Origin of the sequence: Nocardia coubleae NBRC 108252, from assembly GCF_001612805.1 — a bacterium.
Classification (GTDB): domain Bacteria; phylum Actinomycetota; class Actinomycetes; order Mycobacteriales; family Mycobacteriaceae; genus Nocardia; species Nocardia coubleae.
On the sequence record NZ_BDBD01000011.1, the window covers coordinates 755792 to 775342 of the forward strand.

Here is a 19551-nt window from a genome sequence, read left to right on the forward strand (position 1 = left end):
ATGCGGTCGTCGCGGAACCGGGAGTACCGGATACTATCCCGCCGTGGCCAAACTGAAGCTCACCATCGACGTCCCCCTCGCCCCGGACAAGGCGTGGGACCACGCCTCCGACCTGGAGCACCTCGGCGACTGGCTGGCGATCCACGAGGCCTGGCGCGGCACCGTCCCCGAAGAACTCACCGAGGGGACCGTGCTGGTCGGTGTGGCGCGGGTGAAGGGGTTTCGCAACAAGGTCACCTGGACGGTGCGCACCGCCCAGCCGCCGCACAAGCTGAAGTTGACCGGCGCGGGCATCGGCGGCACCAAGTTCGGCATCGATCTCGCCGTGCAGCCCAAGGGCGACGGTTCGGCGGTCGACCTGACCGTCGAACTCGGCGGCGCGCCGCTGTTCGGCCCGATCGGCTCGACCGTGGCCAAGGCGCTGCGCGGCGATTTCGAACGGTCGCTGGCGAAGTTCGTCGAACTCTACGGCTGAGTTCCGGCCGCCGACAGCGCCGCCGCGACCGATTCGGCCGAGGCGGGCAGCAACGGCAGACGCACCGCCGCGCTGGGGATTTCGCCCCGTGCGGCGAGCACACCCTTGATGACCGTGGGGTTCGGTTCGGCGAACAGGGCGGCACCGAGGGCATCGAGACGGTTACCCGCCGCGCGGCCACGAGCGAGATCACCTGTCCCCCAGGCTCGCACGAGTTCGGCGTACCCGGCGGGCGCGACATTGGCCGCGGCGAGGATCGCGCCGTCGGCGCCGAGTGCCAGCAGCGGCGAGGCGAAACGGTCGTCGCCCGCCAGCACGGTGGTCCGGTCCCCCACGGTCGCCATCAGTTCCACGGTGGCATCGGTGATGCCACCGACAGAGTGCTTGAAGCCGGCGATGTTCGCGATGGTGGTGAGCCGGATCAGGGTGGCGGCGCCGAGCGGGCGCGCGGTCCGGTACGGCACGTCGTAGACGAGGATCGGCGCCGGGCTCGCGGCCGCGAGTGCGGTGAAGTGCGCGATCACACCCTCCTCGCTCGGCCGGACGTAGTAGGGCACCACCGCCAGCACCGCGGCCGCCGACGGCGGCACGGCAGCCACCGCGGCGGCGGCCTCGGCGGTGGCGTTGCCGCCCGCGCACACGATCAGCGGCGCGTCCCGTTCGGCACACACCGTGGCGCAGATGTCGAGCACCTCGGCGCGTTCGGCGGGCGTCAACGCAGTCGGTTCGGCGGTCGTGCCGAGTGCGACGAGCCCGGTGGCGCCCGCGTCGAGGACCGTGTGGGCGTGTGCGCGGAGTGCGTCGGGAGCGAGGGCGCCGTCGGCGGTGAAGGGTGTGACCAGGGGGACGAACAGGCCGTGCAGCGATGTCATGACTCCATCGTCGAACCCCGCGACCGTAAGGTCCAGTTCACGTTCATGAGGTAGAACGTAAGCTGAACTGATGCTCGATGTCCGCAAACTCCGCCTGCTGCGCGAACTCGCTCACCGCGGGACCATCGCGGCGGTCGCCGAGGCCCTCAGCTACACGCCGTCGGCGGTGTCCCAGCAGCTCAGCGCGCTCGAGAAGGACGCGGGCGTGGCACTGCTCGAGCGATCGGGCCGCCGGGTGACGCTCACCCCCGCCGCCCATCTGCTGGTCGGCCACACCGAGACCGTGCTCGCCGCCCTCGAACGCGCGGATGCTGAATTGGCCGGTGCGCGAACCGCATTGGTCGGCACACTGCGCATCGGCGCGTTCCCCACCGCCGCTCGCACCCTGCTCTCCCCCGCCCTGGTCAGCCTGAGCACCGAACACCCGCGCCTGGAACTCACCGTCACCGAGATCGATCCGGCCGACGTACCCGACGCCCTGCGGGCAGGCACCCTCGATATCGCGCTCACCCACGACTACGACCTGGTGCCCGCCGACACCGACCGGGCGTTGCACACCGAACCACTGCACACCGAAACGGTCTTTCTCGCCACTCGCGATCCGGCTCCCGCCGACGATCCGTTGCGCGCCCACCGCGACTCACCCTGGATCGCGGGCACCCCCGGCACGCTGTGCCACACGATGACCATTCGCGCCTGTCAGGCAACGGGTTTCACACCGCGCGTGCGTCATCACGCCGACGACTTCGACACGGTGCTCGCCCTGGTGGCCGCCGGCGCGGGCGCCGCGATCATCCCAGGCCTGGCGTTGTACGCACCGCCGGAACGGCTCGCGCTCACCGCGTTGCCGATTCGCCGCCGCACCCGTCTCGCCTACCGCAACGGCACCGGCGAGCATCCGGCCGTGCGCGCGGCACGCAGTGCCCTCCACCATGCGGCCGCCGCCGGCCGAGCTCCGGCGGGCGTCGCCTGATCACGCCGATCTGTCGCGGTTCGTGGTGCGCTGACGCGTGCGGGTGGCACTGACCGGGTCGATGACGGGCGTCGCCCACTGCTCGGCAAGAGCCAGGCTGGGTTCGCGGCCGGAGGCGACATGGCGGTAGGCGATGTCGGCCGCGGCCTGCGGGTCGCCTGCCGCGATCGCGGCGTAGAGCGCCTCGTGTTCCTCGCATTGGGTGCCGGGGTCGCGTTCCTTGGTGAGGTGGAACAGCCAGCGCACGCGAGATCCCAAGGGCCGCAACAGCGATTGCAGCAGCGGGTTGCCGGAGATCTCCACGATGAGCGCGTGGAATCCGGCATTGGCAGCCGCGATGGCGGCCTGCTCGCCGCGTTCGGTGGCCCGTCGGGCGGCGGTGAGCTGGGCGCGCAGCGCGGTGAGGTCGGCGGGTTCGGCGCGTTCGGCGGCCAGCCGGGCGGCCAGCACCTCGAGACTCTCGCGCACGTCGAACAGGTCGCGCACATCGGCGACCGTGAACGGGGCGACGATCGCGCCCTGCCGGGGCACGATCACCACCAGCCCTTCGCGTTCGAGCAGGTGCAGCGCTTCGCGCAGCGGAATGCGGGAGATGTCGAGTTCGGTGGCGAGATCGCGTTCCACCAACCGCTGCCCCGGACTCAACCGCAGATCGATGATCCGATCCCGCAGTTCCTCGTACGCCTGATCTCGCAGCGACTTCTTGACCGGTCCCGCCACCACACCATCCTTCCGCCCCGCTTCCGACTCCACGGTAGCCCCGCGCGCACCCTGCGACCGATTCTTACTTTTCGGTAATCCGGCCGTCATTCGCGGACCGCACGCTGACACTTAACGGTATACCGCTAAGTGGGCGGTTCGTTCGACCAAGGAGTACCTCGTGCACAACTCCACCCGGCGCGCGATCGCCTTCGGCTCGGCCGCCCTCGCCGCCGCTGCCCTGTTGTCGGCCTGCGGTTCCGCCGACACCGCCGCGGCGGGCGGCAAGCTGAAGGTCGGCGTGTTCTTCCCCGGTTCGCTCTCCGACACCGGATTCATGCAGTCGGGGTATCTGGGCTACCAGCGCGTCGCCGAAGTCCTCGGCGACAAGGTCGAATTGAGCAAGGTCGAGCAGGTGGCGGCGGCCGACTATCAGCAGGCGCTCGTCCGTTTCGCCTCGACCAACGATCTGGTCATCGCGCTCGGCGGCCAGACCGATGCCGATGTGCGCAAGGTGGCCCCGCAGTTCCCGAGTGTGAAGTTCGTGGAGATCGGTGGGCCCGCCGACGCGAAGCCGATGGCCAACCTGGCCTACTACGACCCGCAGCAGGCCGAGGCCGAGTTTCTCAGTGGCGCGGTGGCCGCGACCGGATCCGAGACCGGCGCGGTGGCCTTCGTCGGGGGCGTCGAACTGCCCGCGATCGTCAACGCCGCCAATGCTTTCGGTAACGGCGCGCGGTTCGCGAAGCTGGACGCCAGGGTGCTGACTCCGCAGTACGTCGGCGATTTCAACGACCCGGCCAAGGCCAAGCAGGCCGCGCTGGCCGACTACGGCGCGGGCGCGGGCACGCTCGGTCAGATCGTGAACCTGGGCAAGGCGGGTCTGGAGCAGGCGGCGGCCCAGTCCGGCGCCACCCTGGTCGGCGGTCCGATCCCCGGTGACTGCACCGATCCCGTATATCTCGGCTACGTGCACACCGATATCGGCGCCGAGGTCGAATACGCGGTGAAGGCGGCGCTCGACAACACGTGGAAGGCCGAGAACGTGCGCTTCGGGCTCACCTCGCCCAACGACGGCACCGATTTCGTGTTGTGTGACAAGGACGCCGCGGTCGCCGACGCGCTCGCCAAGGCGAAGACGGCCCTGTCCACCGGCGCGGTGAAGCCGTACTGATGGTGATGGGCACTCCCGCATTGACCCTGCACGGGGTCGGAAAGAGCTTCGGAGCGGTCCGGGCATTGCACGACGTGGACGTCACCGTCGAATCCGGCACCGTCCACTGCGTTCTCGGTGAGAACGGCGCGGGCAAGTCGACGCTGTGCAATCTCGTGTTCGGCGGCTACCCCGCCGATACCGGACGAATCGAACTGGGCGGTAAAGCCTTCCGGCCCGACTCGCCCGCCGCCGCGATGAGGGCGGGCGTCGCCATGGTGCATCAGCACTTCAGCCTGGTGACCACCATGACCGTCGCGGAGAATCTGCTGCTCACTCAGCACGGGTTGCGGTTGCGCCGTGCGGATCTGACCAACCGTCTCGACGAGATCGCCCACCGTTATCGGCTGCGCATCGATCTCGACCAGCAGGTCGCGACGATGCCGGTGGGCGCCCGGCAGAAGGTCGAGATCGTCAAGGCCCTGCTGCGCGATCCGGCGCTGATCCTGCTCGACGAACCGACGGGAGTGCTCGATCCGGCCGAGATCGACGCGTTGATCGACACCTGCCGTGCCATCGCCGCCGACGGCAAAGCGGTGGTGCTGGTGACGCACAAACTCGGCGAGGTGGCCAGGGTCGCCGATGCCGCGACGGTGCTGCGCCGCGGCACGGTCGCCGGCGGCGGTCCGCTGCCGGAGACCACGATTTCCGAGTTGCTCACCGCGATGGTCGGCCGCGAGGCCACCGATCTCGACCCGACCGTGGCGGCGACGATCGGCTTGGATCCGGGCGAGCCGGCCCAGATCCTCACCGCACCCGGTCCAGTCACCTCGGTCGCCACCGACCCCACCACGAGCCCGGCTGCGGGTGAGCACAGGACCACCGGTCGACGCCGCGGCGAAACCGTCATAACGCACGAATCGAACCAGCCCGCAGCGGTTCTCACCGTCGACAGGGTGACCGTCCACCGAGCCGACGGCAGTATCGCGCTCGACGAAGCGAGCCTGGCCGTGCGGCCGGGCGAGATCGTCGGAATCGCGGGCGTCGAGGGCAACGGACAGAGCGAGCTCGTCGCGGTGCTGGCCGGTGGTACCCCGGTGCGGGCGGGCACTGTCGCGCTCGCCGGAGCCGACATCACCACAGCGAACCCCGCCACCCGAACATCGCTGGGTCTCGGCGTCGTCCCCGAAGATCGCCACCGCGACGGCATGGTCGCCGACATGACGCTGGCCGAGAATCTCTTTCTCGGCAGCCTCGGCCGGTTCCGCCGCTTCGGCCTCCTGGACAAACAGGCCATGGGTCGCGCCGCGCAGGCCGAACTCGACCGCTTCGATGTACGCGCGGCCGGTCCGTGGGTGCCGATGGGATCGCTGTCGGGCGGCAATCAGCAGAAGGTCGTGCTGGCGCGCGAACTGTCGTCGGCGAACCTGCGCTGCCTGGTCGCTGCCCAGCCGACGCGCGGATTGGACATCGGCGCAGTCGATTTCGTGCTTACGCAGCTGCGACAGGCGGCCGCGCGTGGCTGCGGCGTGCTGGTGGTATCGAGCGAGGTACCCGAACTGCTTGCCCTGTGCGACCGAATCTTCGTCGCCTATCGCGGGGAACTGGCCGGGCCGGTCGAAACCACCGATTCCGATGCCGCACAACAGATCAGCGAATTGATGATGGGAGTCGCGGCATGAGCGCACCTGGTCGGACCACAGCGCCCGAGACCCGGTCTCGACCGGCGTCCGTTCCGCGGGGCTTCGGCAAGCTCTCTGCGAGGCAGCAGCCGAGAAGGGTGAGCCGGTGGGCGCACCACCCCCTCGTCGTCGCTGTCGCGGCCATGCTGGCCGCCGGAGTGATCGGGCTGATCCTGGCCGCCGTCGCGGGCGCCGCCCCCGGCGCCACGATGACAGCGCTGTGGGAGGGCATGTTCGGCAGCGACTACGCCGTGGGCGCCTCGCTCAATGTCGCGGCCACGCTGATGCTGGTGGCCGTGGGGTTCACCATCGCCCACCGCGCCGGGCTGGTCAATGTCGGTGGTGAGGGCCAGATCTGCGCCGGTGGGATCGCCGCCACCGCGATCGGCACCACCCTCACCGGCACGCCCGCCGCGATCACGGTGCCAACGGTATTGCTCGGGGCGGCGGCCGCGGGCTGGCTGTGGGCCGCGATCGCGGCGTATCTGCGGGTCGCGCGCGGCACCAGCGAGATCATCACCACGCTGCTGCTCAACTTCGTCGGCCTGGCGCTGGTGCTGCTCGTCGTGCACGAGCCCGCGCTGCTGCGTCAGCCGGTGACCTCCTCGGAGACCCTGCCACAATCCGAGCAGCTCGCCGACGCCGCGCATCTGCCCCTGCTCGGTATCGAACGCTCCCCCGCGACCATCGCCCTGTGGATCGCCGTGCTCGCCGCGTTCGGCACCGCGATTCTGGTGCGCCACACCGCACTCGGTACCCGGTTGCGTGCGGTCGGGCTCAATCCCGACGCGGCGGCGAGGCTGGGTTTGCCGGTGGGCCGACTGCGTTTCCTCAGCCTCTCGGCGGCGGGTGCGTTCGCGGGCGTCGCGGGCGGACTGCTGGTGGCGACGGCGCCGTTCGTCCTCGCCGAGGGATTCTCCTCCGGGTACGGGTTCTCCGGGCTGGTCGTCGGGCTGCTGGCACGTGGCTCCCTGAGCGCCGTCGTCGCGGTGTCGCTCCTGCTCGGATTCCTCGTCTCCGGTGGGATCAACCTGCAGCTGGCCGCGAACGTGCCCGCCTCGACCATCGCGGTCGTGGAGTCCCTGATGATCGTCTTCATCGCGGGCGCTGCCATCTGGACAGCCCGAACGCGTAAAGCCGCTGCGTCACAACCAGTTCCCGACACGAGCACCATCGACGTGGCAGGAGCGAGCCGATGAGCCTCGACACGGTCACCGACATCGCCACCAGCGGCATCGGCTTCACCCTGCCCATCCTCGTCGCGGCGAGCGGTGAGCTGGTCAGTGAGCGCGCGGGCGTGCTCAATCTGAGCCTCGAGGCGATGATGCTCACCGGCGCGTTCGCGGGCGTACTCGGTGCGGTCGCCACCGGGTCGCCGGTGCTCGGCACGACCACCGCGGTGCTGGCCGCCCTGATATTCGGTGCATTACAGGCCGTCTGGAGTATCGGACTGCGTGCCGACCAGATCGTCGTCGGCATCGCGAGCAACGCGCTCGCTCTCGGCGCGACCACCTACGGCGCACGCCTGCTGCTCGCCGACGGCAAAGGGCACAGCGTTGTGGGCTTCGAGGCACTGAGAATTCCTGTGCTGCACAATATTCCGGTCATCGGTCCGGCTCTGTTCGGGCAGACCGTACTCGGATACCTGTGCATCGCCCTCGTCGCGGGGTCGGCGTTCGTGTTCTCCCGCCGCACCAAAATGGGCCTGATGATCGACGCGATCGGCGAGGACGCCGTCGCCGCCGACCGCACCGGCCTGCCCGTGCGCGCCATCCGCTACGGCTGCGTGCTGCTCGCCGCGTTCGCCGCGGGCCTCGGCGGCGCGCAGCTGGCGCTGTCGGAGGTGCACTCGTTCAGCGACAACATGACCGGCGGCATCGGGTATCTGGCCGTGGTCGCGGTGATCGCGGGCCGCTGGCGAGCGCTCGGCGTCATCTGGGCGTCGGTGTTCTTCGGCATCGCCCAGGCGCTGCAGTTCGCGTTGCCCGCGCTCGGTGTCGACGTGCCGTTCGCGCTGCTGGTGATGCTGCCGTATCTGATCGCGATCGTCGCCGTGAGCGGTCTGGTCGGCAACAGCCGTGCACCGCGCGACCTGACCGTCGCCTTCGCCCGAACCTCCTGACCCACCGCTTCCGAGGAGCCACCGATGACTCTGATCCTGTCGCATTCCGATGTGGCCGCCCTGATCGACCGCGACGAGGTGCTCGCCGCCGTCGAAGGCGCGCACGCCGACCTCGCGCTCGGCACGGCGGTGGTCCCCGCGCCGCCCGCGGTCGGTGTCGGCGCCACCGCCTTCGTTCCGATGGTCGCCGCCGCCGAATCCGCCGGGGCCGCCGCCGTGAAACTGCTCGCCGACCTCCCCGCCAACCGGGAACGCGGACTGCCGGTACAGCGCTCGGTGATCCTGGTGACCTCCGCGCTCGACGGCAGCTGCGAGGCGCTCGTCGACGGACGGCTCGTCACCGCCGTGCGTACGGCCGCTGCCAGCGCGGTGGCGACCAAATATCTTGCCAGGCAGGAGAGTTCCACACTGGGGTTGATCGGAGCCGGTGCGCTGGCGATCGAGCACACCCGCGCCGTCGCCCGGGTACGCGACATCGAGACCGTGCTGGTCTGGTCGCGCTCCCCCGCCACCGTCGAGCGGTTCCGCGCTGCGATCGCCGACCTCGGGCTGGAGGTGCGGGCGATGCCGTCACCGGAGTCGGTGACACGGGCGGCCGACGTGCTGTGCACCCTCACCCCCGCACGGGAGCCGATCGTGCGCGGTGACTGGTTCGGCGAGGGGCTGCACGTGAACGCGGTCGGCGCCCCGCCACGCGCCGATCACCGCGAGGTCGACGGGGCTGCCATGCGCCGGGCGCGCGTGATCGTAGACTCGGTTTCGACAACGCTCACCAAGTCGGGCGACACGCTGCTGGCCATCGCCGACGGCGCGATCACCGAAGCCGAGGTGAGCACCGAACTGGGCCAGGTGATTCTCGGCCGGGCGGCCGGCCGAGCCGGCCCACGCGACATCACCCTGTTCAACTCGGTCGGTATCGGCCTGCAAGATCTCGTCACCGCCCGCCTGCTCATCGACAAGGCCCGCGCCCAGGGCCGCGGAACGGAAGTGGAGCTCAGCGCATGACCACACTCACCGACACCGACATCGCCTACCTGCGCCGGGCCATCGACCTCGCTGCCCAGGCGGCAGTGCTCGGTGACCGGCCGTTCGGTGCCGTCACCGTCGACCGCGACGGTACGGTGCTCGCCGAATCCGCGAATGCCGTCGCCACCACCGGCGATGTCACCACCCATGCCGAGCTGGTCGCGATCACCGCCGCCTCCGCCACCGGCAAGGCCGAGGCGCTGCGTGGCGCCACCGTGTACGCCAGCGGTGAGCCGTGCCCGATGTGCGCCGCCGCGATGGTGTGGGCCCAGGTGGGTCGCATCGTGTTCGCGGCGGCGGCCTCGGAGTTCGGGCCGATCCTCGGGCCGGGAGCCAGCTTCACCTTGAGCTGCGCCGACGTGGTCGCCAGTTCGAATGTGGCCATCGAGGTGAGCGGGCCGCACCTCGGCGACGAGGCACTCGCGGTGTTCCGGTCCTGAGGACCTACTTCACCGGGACAGCGGGATCGAGCCCCTCGACGAGTTCCACCGGCTCGCCGAGCTCGCGCTGTTCCTCGAGGGCCTCCGGCGTGCCGGGCACCTGGGTGCCACGCAGCGACATGCCCTTGGTCTCGATCAGGAAGTAGGCCGCGATCAGGCCGACCAGACACGCGCCGAACATGTAGTAGGCCGGGAACAGGTTGTCGCCGGTCAGCTCGATGAGCGACTGGTTGATCACCGGCGCGGTGCCACCGAAGATCGAGGTGGCCACGTTGTAGCCGATCGCCACACCCGCGAACCGCACGATGGTCGGGAACATGGCCGGGAAGGTCGCCGAAATGGTGGCCAGCTGCGGCGCGTAGAGCAGGCCGAGGATGGCGAAGCCGATGATGGCGCCGGTGAGCGAGGTGCCGATCAGGATGTACACCGGGATCACCGTGATCATCAGCGCCGCGCAGGAGAACAACCACATCGGCCTGCGACCGATCCGGTCCGAGAGCGCACCGAGGAACGGCAGGGTCAGCAGCATCACGATCTGGCCGATCAGCGGCACGAGCAGCGCGTCGGATTCCGCCATGCCGATGGTGTTGCCGAGATAGGTCGGCGTGTAGCTCAGCAGGGAGTAATTCACCACGTTCAGGGCGATGACCAGACCGAAAAGCGTCAGCACCGGGCGCAGATATTTGGTCAACAGATCGCGATAGACCCCGACCGTTTCCTCGGTCTCGTCTTTCGCCTCGATTTCGCGGAATACCGGGGTGTCCTCGACCCGGCTGCGCAGATACATACCGATCAAGCCGAGCGGTGCGGCGATCAGGAACGGAATGCGCCAGCCCCACGATTCCATGCTCGTGGCGTCGAGCACATTCACCAGCAGCAGCGCCGTCAGATTGCCGAGCGTGAAACCGGCGAGTGTGCCCACTTCGAGGAAACTGCCGTAGAAACCACGTTTACGGTCGGGCGCGTATTCGGCCATGAACGTCGCCGCGCCACCGTATTCACCACCGGCGGACAGACCCTGCACCATGCGCAGTGCGTACAGCAGGATCGGCGCGGCGATGCCGATGACCTCGTAACTCGGGATCAGACCGACGGCGAGGGTGGACCCGGCCATCAGGATGATGGTCATCGCGAGCACGCGTTTGCGGCCGATGCGGTCACCGAGCGGACCCCAGATCATGCCGCCGATCGGGCGGATCAGAAAGGAGACCGCGAAACCGAGCAGCGTATAGATAACGCTGGATCCGGTTCCGTCGCCGGGGAAAAGCGATGCCGCGATATAGGTGGCGAGGTAGGCGTAGACGCCGTAGTCGAACCATTCGACCGCATTTCCGATCGCCGATGCACCGATTGCCCGGTGCAACACCGATTTCGATTCCTGAGACATCCACAAACCTCTCGTCGTCGCCATTCCGGACTACCCGATCGGTACGCGGACAAAACTTTACGCTTGTGTGTCGCTGGGTCTGAGTGCCTGGAGTTTGCCCGCGAGCACGGCCTTCTCGCGGTCGTTGCGGCAGCGCCGGATCGCCTCGGTGAGCTCGCCGCGCGCCTCCTCGACGCGGCCGAGGCGGATCAGCAGTTCCCCACGCACGCTCGGCAGCAGATGCGACGACGACAACACTCCCCCGGCCGCCAGCTCGTCGACGACGGCGAGACCCGCGGCCGCTCCGGCGGCCATCGACACCGCGACGGCCCGGTTCAGTTCGACCACCGGTGAGGGCGCGAGCCTGCCGAGTGCCTCGTACAGCAGCACGATGCGCTCCCAGTTCGTCTGCTCGACCGACGGGGCGACGGCGTGGCACTCGGCGATCGCGGCCTGCAGTCCGTAGGCGCCGAGCCCACGCCCGACCTGTTCGGCCTTGGCCAGGGCGGCGCGGCCGCGCCGGATCGCGGTCCGGTCCCAGCGGCGCCGGTCCTGCTGCTCGAGCAGGACCGGTTCGCCGTCGGGTCCGGTGCGGGCGGGGAACCGGGCGGCGGTGAGTTCGAGCAGGGCGAGCAGACCGTAGACCTCGGGTTCGCCGGGCATCAGCCGGGCGAGCACCCGGGCCAGGCGCTGCGCTTCCCCGGCGAGGTCGAACCGGATCAGGTCGCCGCCGCTGCTCGCCGTCGATCCCTCGGTGAAGATCAGATAGATCACGCCGAGCACCGAACCGAGCCGCTCGCGGCGTTCGGCGAGCGGCGGCACCTCGAACGGCACCCGTGCCGCGGCCAGGGTCTTCTTGGCCCGGGTGATCCGTGCCTGCACGGTCGCGGTCGGCACCAGGCAGGCCGCGGCGATCTCGTCGCTGGTCAGACCGCCGACCACGCGCAGGGTCAGCGCCAGCCGCGCCTCGCGCGAGAGCACCGGATGGCAGGCGATGAAGATCAGCGCGAGGACGTCGTCGTCGATCTGCTCGGGATCCCACACCGGTTCACCGGCGGGGGCCGGCTCGCCACCGGTGAACGCACCGCCCTCGCCGAGTCCGGCGGCGAGGGCGGTGTAGCGCTCGTCCAGGGCGGCGCGACGGCGGAACGCGTCGATCGCGCGCCGTCGTCCGGTGGTGAGCAACCACCCGGCCGGATGCGCGGGCACACCGTCGCGCGGCCACGTCACCAAGGCCTCGGCCAGTGCCTCCTGGGCGAGGTCCTCGGCCATCGCGAAGTCGCCGGTATACCGGGCAAGCGCGCCGACGATGCGCGCCGACTCGATCCGCCATACGGCGGCGACCGCCGCACGTCCGGTGTGCTCCGTCATCGCCTCAGAGCTGCCCGGTGGACTCGCGCCAGGCGCGTTCCTTCTGTACCCAGACGTTGTCCTTGGGGAATTCGTCGATGGAGGGCACCCGCCGGATCTCGGTCTTGATGCCGGGACCGGTCATCGGCATCCGCTTGGCCCACTCGACGGCCTCTTCCTTCGATGCCACGTTGAGGATGTAGTACCCGCCGAACAGTTCCTTGGTCTCGCCGTAGGGACCGTCAGTAACGACCGGCGGCTCGGACGAGTAGTCGACGACAACGCCCTCGGCGGCGTCCTCGAGCCCTTCCGCGGCGACGAGCACGCCCGCACGGATGAGCTCGTCGTTGAACTTGCCCATCGTGTCGAGCATCTCGTCGAAGCTGACGTTCTCGAACTCGGCGAAGGCCTCGTCGGTGGCGCGCATGATCAGCATGTACTTCATGGTGTGTCTCCTTCGGGTCGGTGCCCCTGGTGGGCGCTGCGTTCATCCGTAGGTCGAACGGGCACCGCGCGAATCGACACCCGCCGGAAATTCTTTCGCGAATTTTTTTCGGAGCCTACTTGCGACGTGGTACTTGTCGGTCGGGTTCCGTCCACGACCGGGCGGGACAACGAAGGCAGGAGTCGATCGTGAGCGCCGTTCTCGTCGAGATGCACGAGCATGTGCTCGTCGCCGTCATCAACCGGCCCGAGGCCATGAACGCGATCGACGGGGAGGTCAGCGCCCAGCTCGGCGCGGCCCTGGAACAGGCCGACAACGATCGGGCCGTGCGGGCCTTCGTCCTCACCGGCGCGGGTGACCGGGCCTTCTGCGCCGGGGCGGATCTGCGCGCACTCGGGCGCGGTGAGTCGATTCTGGCTGCGGGACACGAACACTGGGGTATCGGTGGCTACATGCGCCACCCCATCAGCAAGCCGACCATCGCGGCCGTGAACGGGCTCGCGCTCGGTGGCGGTACCGAGCTGGTGCTGGCCAGCGACCTGGCCGTCGCGGCGTCGACCGCCACCTTCGGGCTGCCCGAGGTGGCACGCGGTCTCTTCGCCGCCGCGGGCGGGGCGTTCCGGCTGCCCGAACAGCTGCCGCGCAAGGTCGCCATGGAGATGATCCTGACCGGCGAGCCGATCACCGCCGCACGTGCGTTGGAGTTCGGACTGGTCAACCGGGTGGTCCCCGCCGACCGGGTCCTCGACACCGCGATGGAGCTGGCGACGCGGATCGCGGCGAACGCGCCACTGGCGGTGCAGGCGAATAAGCGGGTGGCGCTCGGCATCGTCGACGGCGCCCTGCCCGACGACGACGCCTGGGACCGGTCCGACCGCGAGATCGCCGAACTCACCCGTTCGGCGGACGTCCGCGAGGGCCTGATGGCGTTCGTCGAGAAGCGCAGCCCGAACTGGCAGGCTCGCTGATCACCAGCCGCCCGTCATCAGGGCGGCGAGCCCGGGTGCCGGATCGAGCGCGGTGGTCACATTGGCGACCGTGACCACCGCGAACAGCAGGCCGAGGGCCACCGCGGCCAGCGCATAGGCGCCGAGGACGCGACCGGCCGCGCCTGCGCGACGCCGCCACAGCACGACACCGAGCCCGAGGAGCCCGGCCGACGCCGCCGCGGCGAGCGCGGCCATCGCGACGTGATAGCGCGCGAAGTCCTCGACCATCACCTCCAGTGCCGCCGGACCACCGGGGTAGTCGTCGAGCCCCTGCCCCACCTCGGTCAGTACCCCGGCCAGCGACGCGTCGGCCGCACCGTCGACCGCCATCGGCAGCAAGGACGCGAACGGTGTCACGGCCCCTTGAATATTGGCAAGCACCGCCACCCCGGCGACCGCGAGCACCAGCGTGGTGATCACCCCCGCCACCGCGAACATCGTTCGGTTCGGCTGCCGGGTGCGCAGCGACGACCGCCACAGCATCACCCCGAGCGCGACGAGCACGATCGACCACAGCAACGCCACCACCGCCTTCACGACGTGGTACCCGAACCAGTAGTCCACCGCCGCCTGCAGCTCGGGCGTGAGTTCGGCCTGTCCCGCTTGCCAATACGTGACGAACGCGGACCGGAAACCCGCGCGCAGCGCGTGCTCGTCGGCGAAATCGGCACCGGGCAGCCACCCCGCCACCAGGGGCGGCGCGAATACGAACGCGACGGCGAGCACAATCGCCGCGCCGAGGGCGACGACGAGACGACGGGCCGCGCCCGCGCCCGATGCTACGAAGACGGTGGACACGGTCACTCCCTGTTCGGTACGGGTGTTCGACGACCATTGTGACCGCGACGTGGCATCATGGCCGCTCGAACGGACGGACTCACACATTTCGATGGATTGAGGGGACCGAGCGTGACGAGCAGCAATTTCGCCTACACCGGGTGCGACAACCTGGAGGTGATGGCCGAAGCGATCAACTACAACAAATTTCTCCTCGACTGCGTCGAAAAGCATGTCACCACAACGGATCTACGTGTGCTCGATTTCGGTGCGGGACAGGGCACCTATGCCGATCTGCTCGCCGAACGCGAGATCTTCCCCGAGTGTCTGGAACCGGACCCCGACCTGCAGAAAGTACTGCTGGCGAAGGGCTACAAAGTCGTCGACTGCGACACCGAGCCGCCCGAGGCCGAAAAATACGGGCTCATCTATTCTTTCAATGTTTTCGAGCACATCAAGAACGATCAGGAAGCCGCCGAACACCTGGCGTCACTGTTGCGGCCCGGTGGCACGATGGTGATCTACGTGCCCGCGCTCGAGATGCTGTTCTCCTCGATGGATGTGAAAGTCGAGCACTACCGCCGTTACCGGCGCACCCAACTGAACCGGATCCTGCGCAATGCCGGACTCGAGGTGGTGGATTCGCGCTACTGCGATCCGATCGGCTTCTTCGCCACCATGGCCTACAAGCTGCTCGGCAACGACGACGGCAGCATCAATGTGCGCGCGCTCAAGCTCTACGACCAGGTGGTCTTCCCGCTCAGCAAGGCCCTGCAGTCGGTGACCGGCAAGCTGTTCGGGAAGAACGTCCTGGTCGTCGCGAGAAAACCCTGAGCCGGAAACGCTCAGCGCGGCGGATTGCCCGTCCATTCGGGCTCGTCCGGCGGCTTGGGTCCGCCCCGCGTCTTGCGCCACAGCACGACGGCCGCCACCACGACGACCACGGCGAGAATCACGAGAATCTCCATATCCGCCGCCTACCCGGTGAATCCGTCCTCAACCAGCAACCGCGAACCACGTTTGAGCCGTCACCCAGCGGGAACCACCCTGATGTGGTGCTCGACCGGCCCGTTGTACGAGGCGCCGAACGGTCCGGGGGAGCAATGTTTTTCGGTCACGGTGTCGACACCGGTGCACCCGCGGGGTCGGGCCGACGCTCCACCGCGATGCCAACGACGTCATCGCACGGAGTCCTCGTCGGCCGCCCCCGCGGGACACGCCAGAAAACAGCAGCGGCCTCAGCGCTCGAGGAATTCTCCGGCCGCGGTCTGAGCGCTGATGGCCGTGCCCATCCACCGCCGCAGGTAACGGCGTAGTTCGTCGTCGGTGCGCGGCGGGTCACCGGGCGACAAGAAGAACGATTGCATCGTCCGCAGGACGTACTCGACCAGTTCCCGCAGCGCCTGCTCGTCGTAGCCGTGCGCGGCCCAGTCCACGTCGAACCGCCGGATCATGGTCATGCCGAAGGCCTGCGCCTCCTCGGAGGTGAGGCTGTCCGGGCGGACGTTGGAGTAGGAACTCGACAGCAGGATGCCGAGGTGCGGTGTGCGGCGCACCTCGGCCAGCGTGTAGACCACCGCCTCGACCATCGCCTCCACCGGATCACCGAGCCCGCGCACCTGCGCCGCGAGCCGGTCGAGGAAACCCTCCACCGAGGCCATCGCGGCGGCGGTCATCAGCGCGTCGGCGCTCGGGAAGTACCGGTAGACCGTCTGCCGGATGACACCGAGCGATTCCGCCACATCGGCGATGCTGATCTCCGCCCCGGTGCGCCCGATCAATTCGACTGCCGCCGCGACGATCCGGCGCGTCGCCTCCGCATCGTCCCCCGGCGGACTACCGCCCCATCCCCGTCTGCGCGCCACCCGGTGGACGCTAGCACAAGCCCAGGTCACGGCCGATTCCGTCAAAGTAATCATACATACGAACGTTCAGTCGTATGATTACCTCACCCAACCGAGTGGCGGCCGGACCGGCGCACGCCCGAACAACGAGGTACTCACCGTGACCGAACTTCACGTCCGCAAGATGGATTTCGCGTTCGCCGACTACGACGTGCCGTTTCTGTGGAACCCGCAGAATCCGGCGTTCTCCTCGATGGCCAACGCCGTCTCGTTCCTGGCGATCGGCTTCGAGAAGATGATCGTGCAGCTCATCAACCAGGCGAAACCGCAGATCACCGAACCCGAGGTGGCCGAGGAGGCCGACGCGTTCATGCGCCAGGAGGGTCAGCACTCCACCGCTCACCGCCAGCATGTGAAGGGTCTGATCCGTCGCTACCCGGGCCTGCAACAGACCCTCGACGCGGTGATCCGCGAGTTCGACGAACTCACCGCGTCCACCCCGGTCAAGTACCGCCTGGCCTACACCGCCGACCTCGAGGCCACCTTCACCCCGGTGTTCAAGCTGATGCTCGACAACGACTCCACGTTGTTCGCCCCCGGCGACGACCGGGTGGCCTCGCTGTTCATCTGGCATTTCGTCGAGGAGGTCGAACACCGCAGTTCGGCGCTGATCATCTTCAACTCGGTGGTGAACAGCGAGCTGTACCGGATGCGGGTGGCGCCCTCGGTGTTCCGGCACGTGCTGCGGGTGATCCGGGTGGCCTGCGCGGGCTTCAACGAGCATGTGCCACTGGAAGACCGGCAGGTCGACGCCCTGTCGATGTTCGCGAGCTACCGCAATCAGCAGACCCTGCGCCGGCTGCTGCCAGGCCTGCGCCCCGCCGACAACGGCACGATGCCGCGCGCCTTCGACGATCTCGGCCTGAAGGAACAACTCGTCGCCCTTGGCGGGATCATCCGCAGCCAGACGCCGGGGCACAACCCCGCGCACGAGAAGCTGCCCGACCTGGCCGGTGAGTGGTTCCGCCGCTACGACGAGGGCTACGACGTCACCCGCTGGTACACCGCCGATTCCGTGAGCTCCTAGAAGGGCCGACCCATGGCCGAACACTGTTCCCCCACCTTCGCCGACCTCGCGGTCCAACTCGGCTTCTCCTGCGAGGAGGCCGGTGGACTCGTCGAGTTCCGCAGCCCGTTCGGGCTGGAGAACTGGACCCTGCCCGTTCTCGAGCTGACCATCGTGCTCGGTGCGGTGCTGGCGCTCTGGTTCGCGATCGTCCGCCTGCGCCGCCTCGGCGACCCGACCAACCTCGTCCTGTGGTTCGGCGCGACCGCGTACCTGTTCATCATCGAGCCGCCGCTGTACTTCCCCGCCGCGTTCGGTATCGAGGACCACGTCGACACGATGTTCGCGCACAACGTGTTCACCGTCGACTTCCTGTGGGGCCGCCTGCCGATCTACATCATCGCGATCTATCCGCTGATGGCGACGATGGCCTTCGGCCTGGTGCGCATGCTCGGTATCTTCCGCCGGTTCGGGGTGCTGATCGGCGCCACCTGCGTCGGCTTCGTGCACCACGCCTTCTACGAGATCTTCGACCACCTCGGGCCGCAACTGCGCTGGTGGGAGTGGTCGGTGGACAATCCGATCAACCAGCCGATGTTCGATTCGGTGCCGATGGGCAGCGTGGTGGTGTTCGCCGCGCTGTGGCCGATGTCGCTGGCGTTCTGTGTGCAGTACTTCGTCGGACGGCAGGTCGACGCGGGCAAGCGGTTCACGGGCATCGAATTGACCTGGCGCACTGTGGTCATCGGCCTGCTCGCCTCGGTGGGCACCTTCCTGCTGCCGCTTCCGGCGACCGTGCTCGGCATGAGCAGCACCACGGTACGCGGGGTGGTGTACGCGCTGGAACTCGCGGTGCTGATGGTGGTCGCCTCGATCGTCATGTTCCGCCAGTGGTCGGACCTGCGCCGGGGCACCACCCCCGACCCCGGCTACACCGACCCCTTCGTCCAGCGTTTCGCGACCGTCTACCTGTTGGTCTTCGCCGGTCTCTGGCTCGCCGCCCTGCCCGACTTCTTCGCGGCGAGCGACGGCGAGACCGGCAACGGCGACCCCATCGGCAACCTCTGGTACACCGCCGCCTGCTTCGTCGTCGCCGTATTGTCGATCGCGGCGACCTACACGCTGCCTGCCGGCCGATCGGCCGACCCCGACACCTCGGCTCCGACGGCCTCGGAGGTGCGCGGCTGACCGATGCGACGACGTGTGGCCCGCCTCAGATGAGCGGTTTCTGCTTGCGGATGCGGCGCCGCACGTCACGCATCATCGAGTGGGTACCGGCGAATCGGATGAATTTCGGGATGAACCGGTTGACGAAACCGACGAACAGGAAGAGGTTCTCGAACCGGCGCTGGTCGGAATCGCTCCATTCGATCCCCATCTGCTCGCGGAAGTGCGGTGGCAGGAATCCGGAGGTCAGAAACTCCAGGAGGCCGCCGAACAGCAGCCGCAGCGACCAGTGGATCATCCGCAGGTGCACGAGATCGTCGATATAGGCACGGAATTCGTCGTCGCAGACCACCTGCTCGCACGCCCGGAGCCAGTACTCGTCGAAGTCGGCGCGGGTCTTGGGCCACATGTCGGGGTGGACCTGCAGGGTCGTGCCGAAGGTGTCGGCGCCCTGATAGAACGCTTCCAGCTCTTCCTCGGTCATCTTGCCGCACAGCAACTGGTGGGTGTCCTCGAAGCCGATGTAGATGGCGGCGGCGACGTACAGCTGCAGATTGCGGTCGAAGGCGTTGTACTTCACCTTGGATTCGGGACGGGACCTCACCTGTCGATGCGCGACGTTCACCGCCTCGCGCATCGCCTTCTTGTCCTCGTCGGTGCCGAGGATGGCCACCGCGAGGTAGGCGGAGGTGGTGCGCAGCCGCTTCCACGGGTGCACCATGAGGGCTCCCGATTCGACCTGGCTTTCCATGACGCCCGCGGCCACGCCCTGATGGGCGAACTGCATCGCCACGTTCGCGGCCGCACCGGCGAACATCCAGAAGTCCAGGGCGTCGGCCAGCCGCGCGGGCCGCTTGCGCGGTGATCGGTAGGTGTCGGGGATGTGGATGCGTACCCGGTCGAGGGTCAGCTCGCGGGGAACCGGCGCGAGTCCCGATCCCGCGGCCGGTCCGGCCGTGGGCCGCCAGTGCCCGCCCGGACCCTCCTCGACATATCCCTCGCTGTTCGGGTCCGAGTAGTCGGGATCGCCGGGCTTCGTTGCCGTGGTCATCGTCATCCTTTCCCAGAGGCGTCTCGCCCCGGAATCTCGCGAGCGCGGGTCACC

At 68.6% G+C, this 19551-nt stretch carries 21 protein-coding genes; 12 read left to right on the plus strand and 9 right to left on the minus strand.

Annotation, left to right across the window (positions count from 1 at the left end):
* Positions 1 to 43: 43 nt before the first annotated feature.
* Complete coding sequence (locus NCO8_RS12540) at positions 44 to 475, plus strand: type II toxin-antitoxin system Rv0910 family toxin (RefSeq protein WP_067488812.1); 432 nt, start codon at positions 44 to 46, stop codon at positions 473 to 475.
* On the opposite strand, the gene NCO8_RS12545 is transcribed toward NCO8_RS12540, so the two are convergent.
* Positions 466 to 1347, minus strand: coding sequence for a dihydrodipicolinate synthase family protein (locus tag NCO8_RS12545; RefSeq protein ID WP_067639122.1), 882 nt, complete (start codon positions 1345 to 1347; stop codon positions 466 to 468). The two genes, NCO8_RS12540 and NCO8_RS12545, sit on opposite strands and share 10 nt — an antisense overlap.
* A 70-nt stretch (positions 1348 to 1417) precedes the next feature.
* On the opposite strand from NCO8_RS12545, the gene NCO8_RS12550 reads away from it, so the two are divergent.
* On the plus strand, positions 1418 to 2320 hold the full coding sequence (locus NCO8_RS12550; RefSeq protein WP_067639124.1) for a LysR family transcriptional regulator: 903 nt from the start codon (positions 1418 to 1420) through the stop codon (positions 2318 to 2320).
* On the opposite strand, the gene NCO8_RS12555 is transcribed toward NCO8_RS12550, so the two are convergent.
* Positions 2321 to 3040, minus strand: coding sequence for a GntR family transcriptional regulator (locus NCO8_RS12555; protein ID WP_245655329.1), 720 nt, complete (start codon positions 3038 to 3040; stop codon positions 2321 to 2323).
* 160 nt (positions 3041 to 3200) lie between these two features.
* On the opposite strand from NCO8_RS12555, the gene NCO8_RS12560 reads away from it, so the two are divergent.
* From NCO8_RS12560 to NCO8_RS12585, 6 genes are all read left to right on the plus strand, one after another.
* On the plus strand, positions 3201 to 4193 hold the full coding sequence (locus tag NCO8_RS12560; protein WP_067639126.1) for a BMP family protein: 993 nt from the start codon (positions 3201 to 3203) through the stop codon (positions 4191 to 4193).
* A 5-nt stretch (positions 4194 to 4198) separates the two neighbouring features.
* Positions 4199 to 5854, plus strand: a complete 1656-nt coding sequence (locus NCO8_RS12565; protein WP_067640085.1) for an ABC transporter ATP-binding protein — start codon at positions 4199 to 4201, stop codon at positions 5852 to 5854.
* 143 nt (positions 5855 to 5997) lie between these two features.
* Positions 5998 to 7053 carry an ABC transporter permease gene (locus NCO8_RS12570; RefSeq protein ID WP_067640087.1) on the plus strand — a complete coding sequence of 352 codons (1056 nt, stop codon included), beginning with the start codon at positions 5998 to 6000 and terminating at the stop codon, positions 7051 to 7053.
* Positions 7050 to 7976 carry an ABC transporter permease gene (locus NCO8_RS12575; RefSeq protein WP_067639128.1) on the plus strand — a complete coding sequence of 309 codons (927 nt, stop codon included), beginning with the start codon at positions 7050 to 7052 and terminating at the stop codon, positions 7974 to 7976. Before NCO8_RS12570 ends, NCO8_RS12575 begins: the two co-directional genes overlap by 4 nt.
* A gap of 24 nt (positions 7977 to 8000) precedes the next feature.
* Positions 8001 to 8981 carry an ornithine cyclodeaminase family protein gene (locus NCO8_RS12580; RefSeq protein WP_067639130.1) on the plus strand — a complete coding sequence of 327 codons (981 nt, stop codon included), beginning with the start codon at positions 8001 to 8003 and terminating at the stop codon, positions 8979 to 8981.
* Positions 8978 to 9442: a nucleoside deaminase gene (locus NCO8_RS12585; RefSeq protein ID WP_067639132.1), complete on the plus strand. Its 465-nt coding sequence runs from the start codon at positions 8978 to 8980 to the stop codon at positions 9440 to 9442. Before NCO8_RS12580 ends, NCO8_RS12585 begins: the two co-directional genes overlap by 4 nt.
* Before the next feature lie 4 nt (positions 9443 to 9446).
* Here the strand turns inward: NCO8_RS12585 and NCO8_RS12590 are convergent, their stop codons facing one another.
* The 3 genes from NCO8_RS12590 to NCO8_RS12600 are packed head-to-tail and all read right to left on the minus strand — an operon-like array spanning position 9447 to position 12603.
* Positions 9447 to 10829, minus strand: coding sequence for an MFS transporter (locus NCO8_RS12590; RefSeq protein WP_210739965.1), 1383 nt, complete (start codon positions 10827 to 10829; stop codon positions 9447 to 9449).
* A gap of 57 nt (positions 10830 to 10886) precedes the next feature.
* Positions 10887 to 12179 (minus strand): RNA polymerase sigma factor, encoded by a 1293-nt coding sequence (locus NCO8_RS12595; RefSeq protein WP_067639134.1) that lies wholly within the window; start codon positions 12177 to 12179, stop codon positions 10887 to 10889.
* Positions 12180 to 12183: 4 nt separating this feature from the next.
* The gene (locus NCO8_RS12600) at positions 12184 to 12603 is read right to left on the minus strand and encodes a YciI family protein (RefSeq protein WP_067488828.1); all 420 of its coding nucleotides are present in this window, start codon (positions 12601 to 12603) and stop codon (positions 12184 to 12186) included.
* A 209-nt stretch (positions 12604 to 12812) separates the two neighbouring features.
* Between NCO8_RS12600 and NCO8_RS12605 the strand changes: the two genes are divergently transcribed.
* Positions 12813 to 13571 carry an enoyl-CoA hydratase-related protein gene (locus tag NCO8_RS12605; RefSeq protein WP_067640089.1) on the plus strand — a complete coding sequence of 253 codons (759 nt, stop codon included), beginning with the start codon at positions 12813 to 12815 and terminating at the stop codon, positions 13569 to 13571.
* Here NCO8_RS12605 and NCO8_RS12610 read toward each other — a convergent pair whose 3' ends face one another.
* Positions 13572 to 14390 carry a hypothetical protein gene (locus NCO8_RS12610; RefSeq protein ID WP_157104892.1) on the minus strand — a complete coding sequence of 273 codons (819 nt, stop codon included), beginning with the start codon at positions 14388 to 14390 and terminating at the stop codon, positions 13572 to 13574.
* A gap of 111 nt (positions 14391 to 14501) precedes the next feature.
* Here NCO8_RS12610 and NCO8_RS12615 point away from each other — a divergent pair, with 111 nt between their 5' ends.
* Entirely contained in the window at positions 14502 to 15203 is a 702-nt protein-coding gene (locus tag NCO8_RS12615; protein WP_067639138.1) for a class I SAM-dependent methyltransferase, read from the plus strand.
* A gap of 11 nt (positions 15204 to 15214) precedes the next feature.
* Here NCO8_RS12615 and NCO8_RS32740 read toward each other — a convergent pair whose 3' ends face one another.
* Both NCO8_RS32740 and NCO8_RS12620 read right to left on the minus strand, forming a co-directional pair.
* A complete protein-coding gene (locus tag NCO8_RS32740) occupies positions 15215 to 15337 on the minus strand; it encodes a hypothetical protein (RefSeq protein ID WP_255284010.1) in 123 nt (40 codons plus the stop codon).
* Between the two features lie 270 nt (positions 15338 to 15607).
* Complete coding sequence (locus NCO8_RS12620; protein ID WP_067639140.1) at positions 15608 to 16234, minus strand: TetR/AcrR family transcriptional regulator; 627 nt, start codon at positions 16232 to 16234, stop codon at positions 15608 to 15610.
* A 139-nt stretch (positions 16235 to 16373) separates the two neighbouring features.
* Here NCO8_RS12620 and NCO8_RS12625 point away from each other — a divergent pair, with 139 nt between their 5' ends.
* On the plus strand, positions 16374 to 17300 hold the full coding sequence (locus NCO8_RS12625; protein ID WP_067639142.1) for a metal-dependent hydrolase: 927 nt from the start codon (positions 16374 to 16376) through the stop codon (positions 17298 to 17300).
* Positions 17301 to 17312: 12 nt separating this feature from the next.
* A complete protein-coding gene (locus NCO8_RS12630) occupies positions 17313 to 18467 on the plus strand; it encodes a hypothetical protein (protein ID WP_067639144.1) in 1155 nt (384 codons plus the stop codon).
* A gap of 25 nt (positions 18468 to 18492) precedes the next feature.
* Here the strand turns inward: NCO8_RS12630 and NCO8_RS12635 are convergent, their stop codons facing one another.
* Complete coding sequence (locus NCO8_RS12635; protein ID WP_084457149.1) at positions 18493 to 19497, minus strand: oxygenase MpaB family protein; 1005 nt, start codon at positions 19495 to 19497, stop codon at positions 18493 to 18495.
* Between the last annotated feature and the right edge of the window lie 54 nt (positions 19498 to 19551).

What these genes read in the sequence shown, in the direction of transcription:
- NCO8_RS12545 (WP_067639122.1), bottom strand. Translation starts at nt 1,347, where the DNA reads ATGACATCGCTGCACGGCCTGTTCGTCCCCCTGGTCACACCCTTCACC.
- NCO8_RS12550 (WP_067639124.1), top strand. Translation starts at nt 1,418, where the DNA reads ATGCTCGATGTCCGCAAACTCCGCCTGCTGCGCGAACTCGCTCACCGC.
- NCO8_RS12565 (WP_067640085.1), top strand. Translation starts at nt 4,199, where the DNA reads ATGGGCACTCCCGCATTGACCCTGCACGGGGTCGGAAAGAGCTTCGGA.
- NCO8_RS12570 (WP_067640087.1), top strand. Translation starts at nt 5,998, where the DNA reads ATGCTGGCCGCCGGAGTGATCGGGCTGATCCTGGCCGCCGTCGCGGGC.
- NCO8_RS12575 (WP_067639128.1), top strand. Translation starts at nt 7,050, where the DNA reads ATGAGCCTCGACACGGTCACCGACATCGCCACCAGCGGCATCGGCTTC.
- NCO8_RS12580 (WP_067639130.1), top strand. Translation starts at nt 8,001, where the DNA reads ATGACTCTGATCCTGTCGCATTCCGATGTGGCCGCCCTGATCGACCGC.
- NCO8_RS12585 (WP_067639132.1), top strand. Translation starts at nt 8,978, where the DNA reads ATGACCACACTCACCGACACCGACATCGCCTACCTGCGCCGGGCCATC.
- NCO8_RS12590 (WP_210739965.1), bottom strand. Translation starts at nt 10,829, where the DNA reads ATGTCTCAGGAATCGAAATCGGTGTTGCACCGGGCAATCGGTGCATCG.
- NCO8_RS12595 (WP_067639134.1), bottom strand. Translation starts at nt 12,179, where the DNA reads ATGACGGAGCACACCGGACGTGCGGCGGTCGCCGCCGTATGGCGGATC.
- NCO8_RS12600 (WP_067488828.1), bottom strand. Translation starts at nt 12,603, where the DNA reads ATGAAGTACATGCTGATCATGCGCGCCACCGACGAGGCCTTCGCCGAG.
- NCO8_RS12605 (WP_067640089.1), top strand. Translation starts at nt 12,813, where the DNA reads ATGCACGAGCATGTGCTCGTCGCCGTCATCAACCGGCCCGAGGCCATG.
- NCO8_RS32740 (WP_255284010.1), bottom strand. Translation starts at nt 15,337, where the DNA reads ATGGAGATTCTCGTGATTCTCGCCGTGGTCGTCGTGGTGGCGGCCGTC.
- NCO8_RS12630 (WP_067639144.1), top strand. Translation starts at nt 17,313, where the DNA reads ATGGCCGAACACTGTTCCCCCACCTTCGCCGACCTCGCGGTCCAACTC.
- NCO8_RS12635 (WP_084457149.1), bottom strand. Translation starts at nt 19,497, where the DNA reads ATGACCACGGCAACGAAGCCCGGCGATCCCGACTACTCGGACCCGAAC.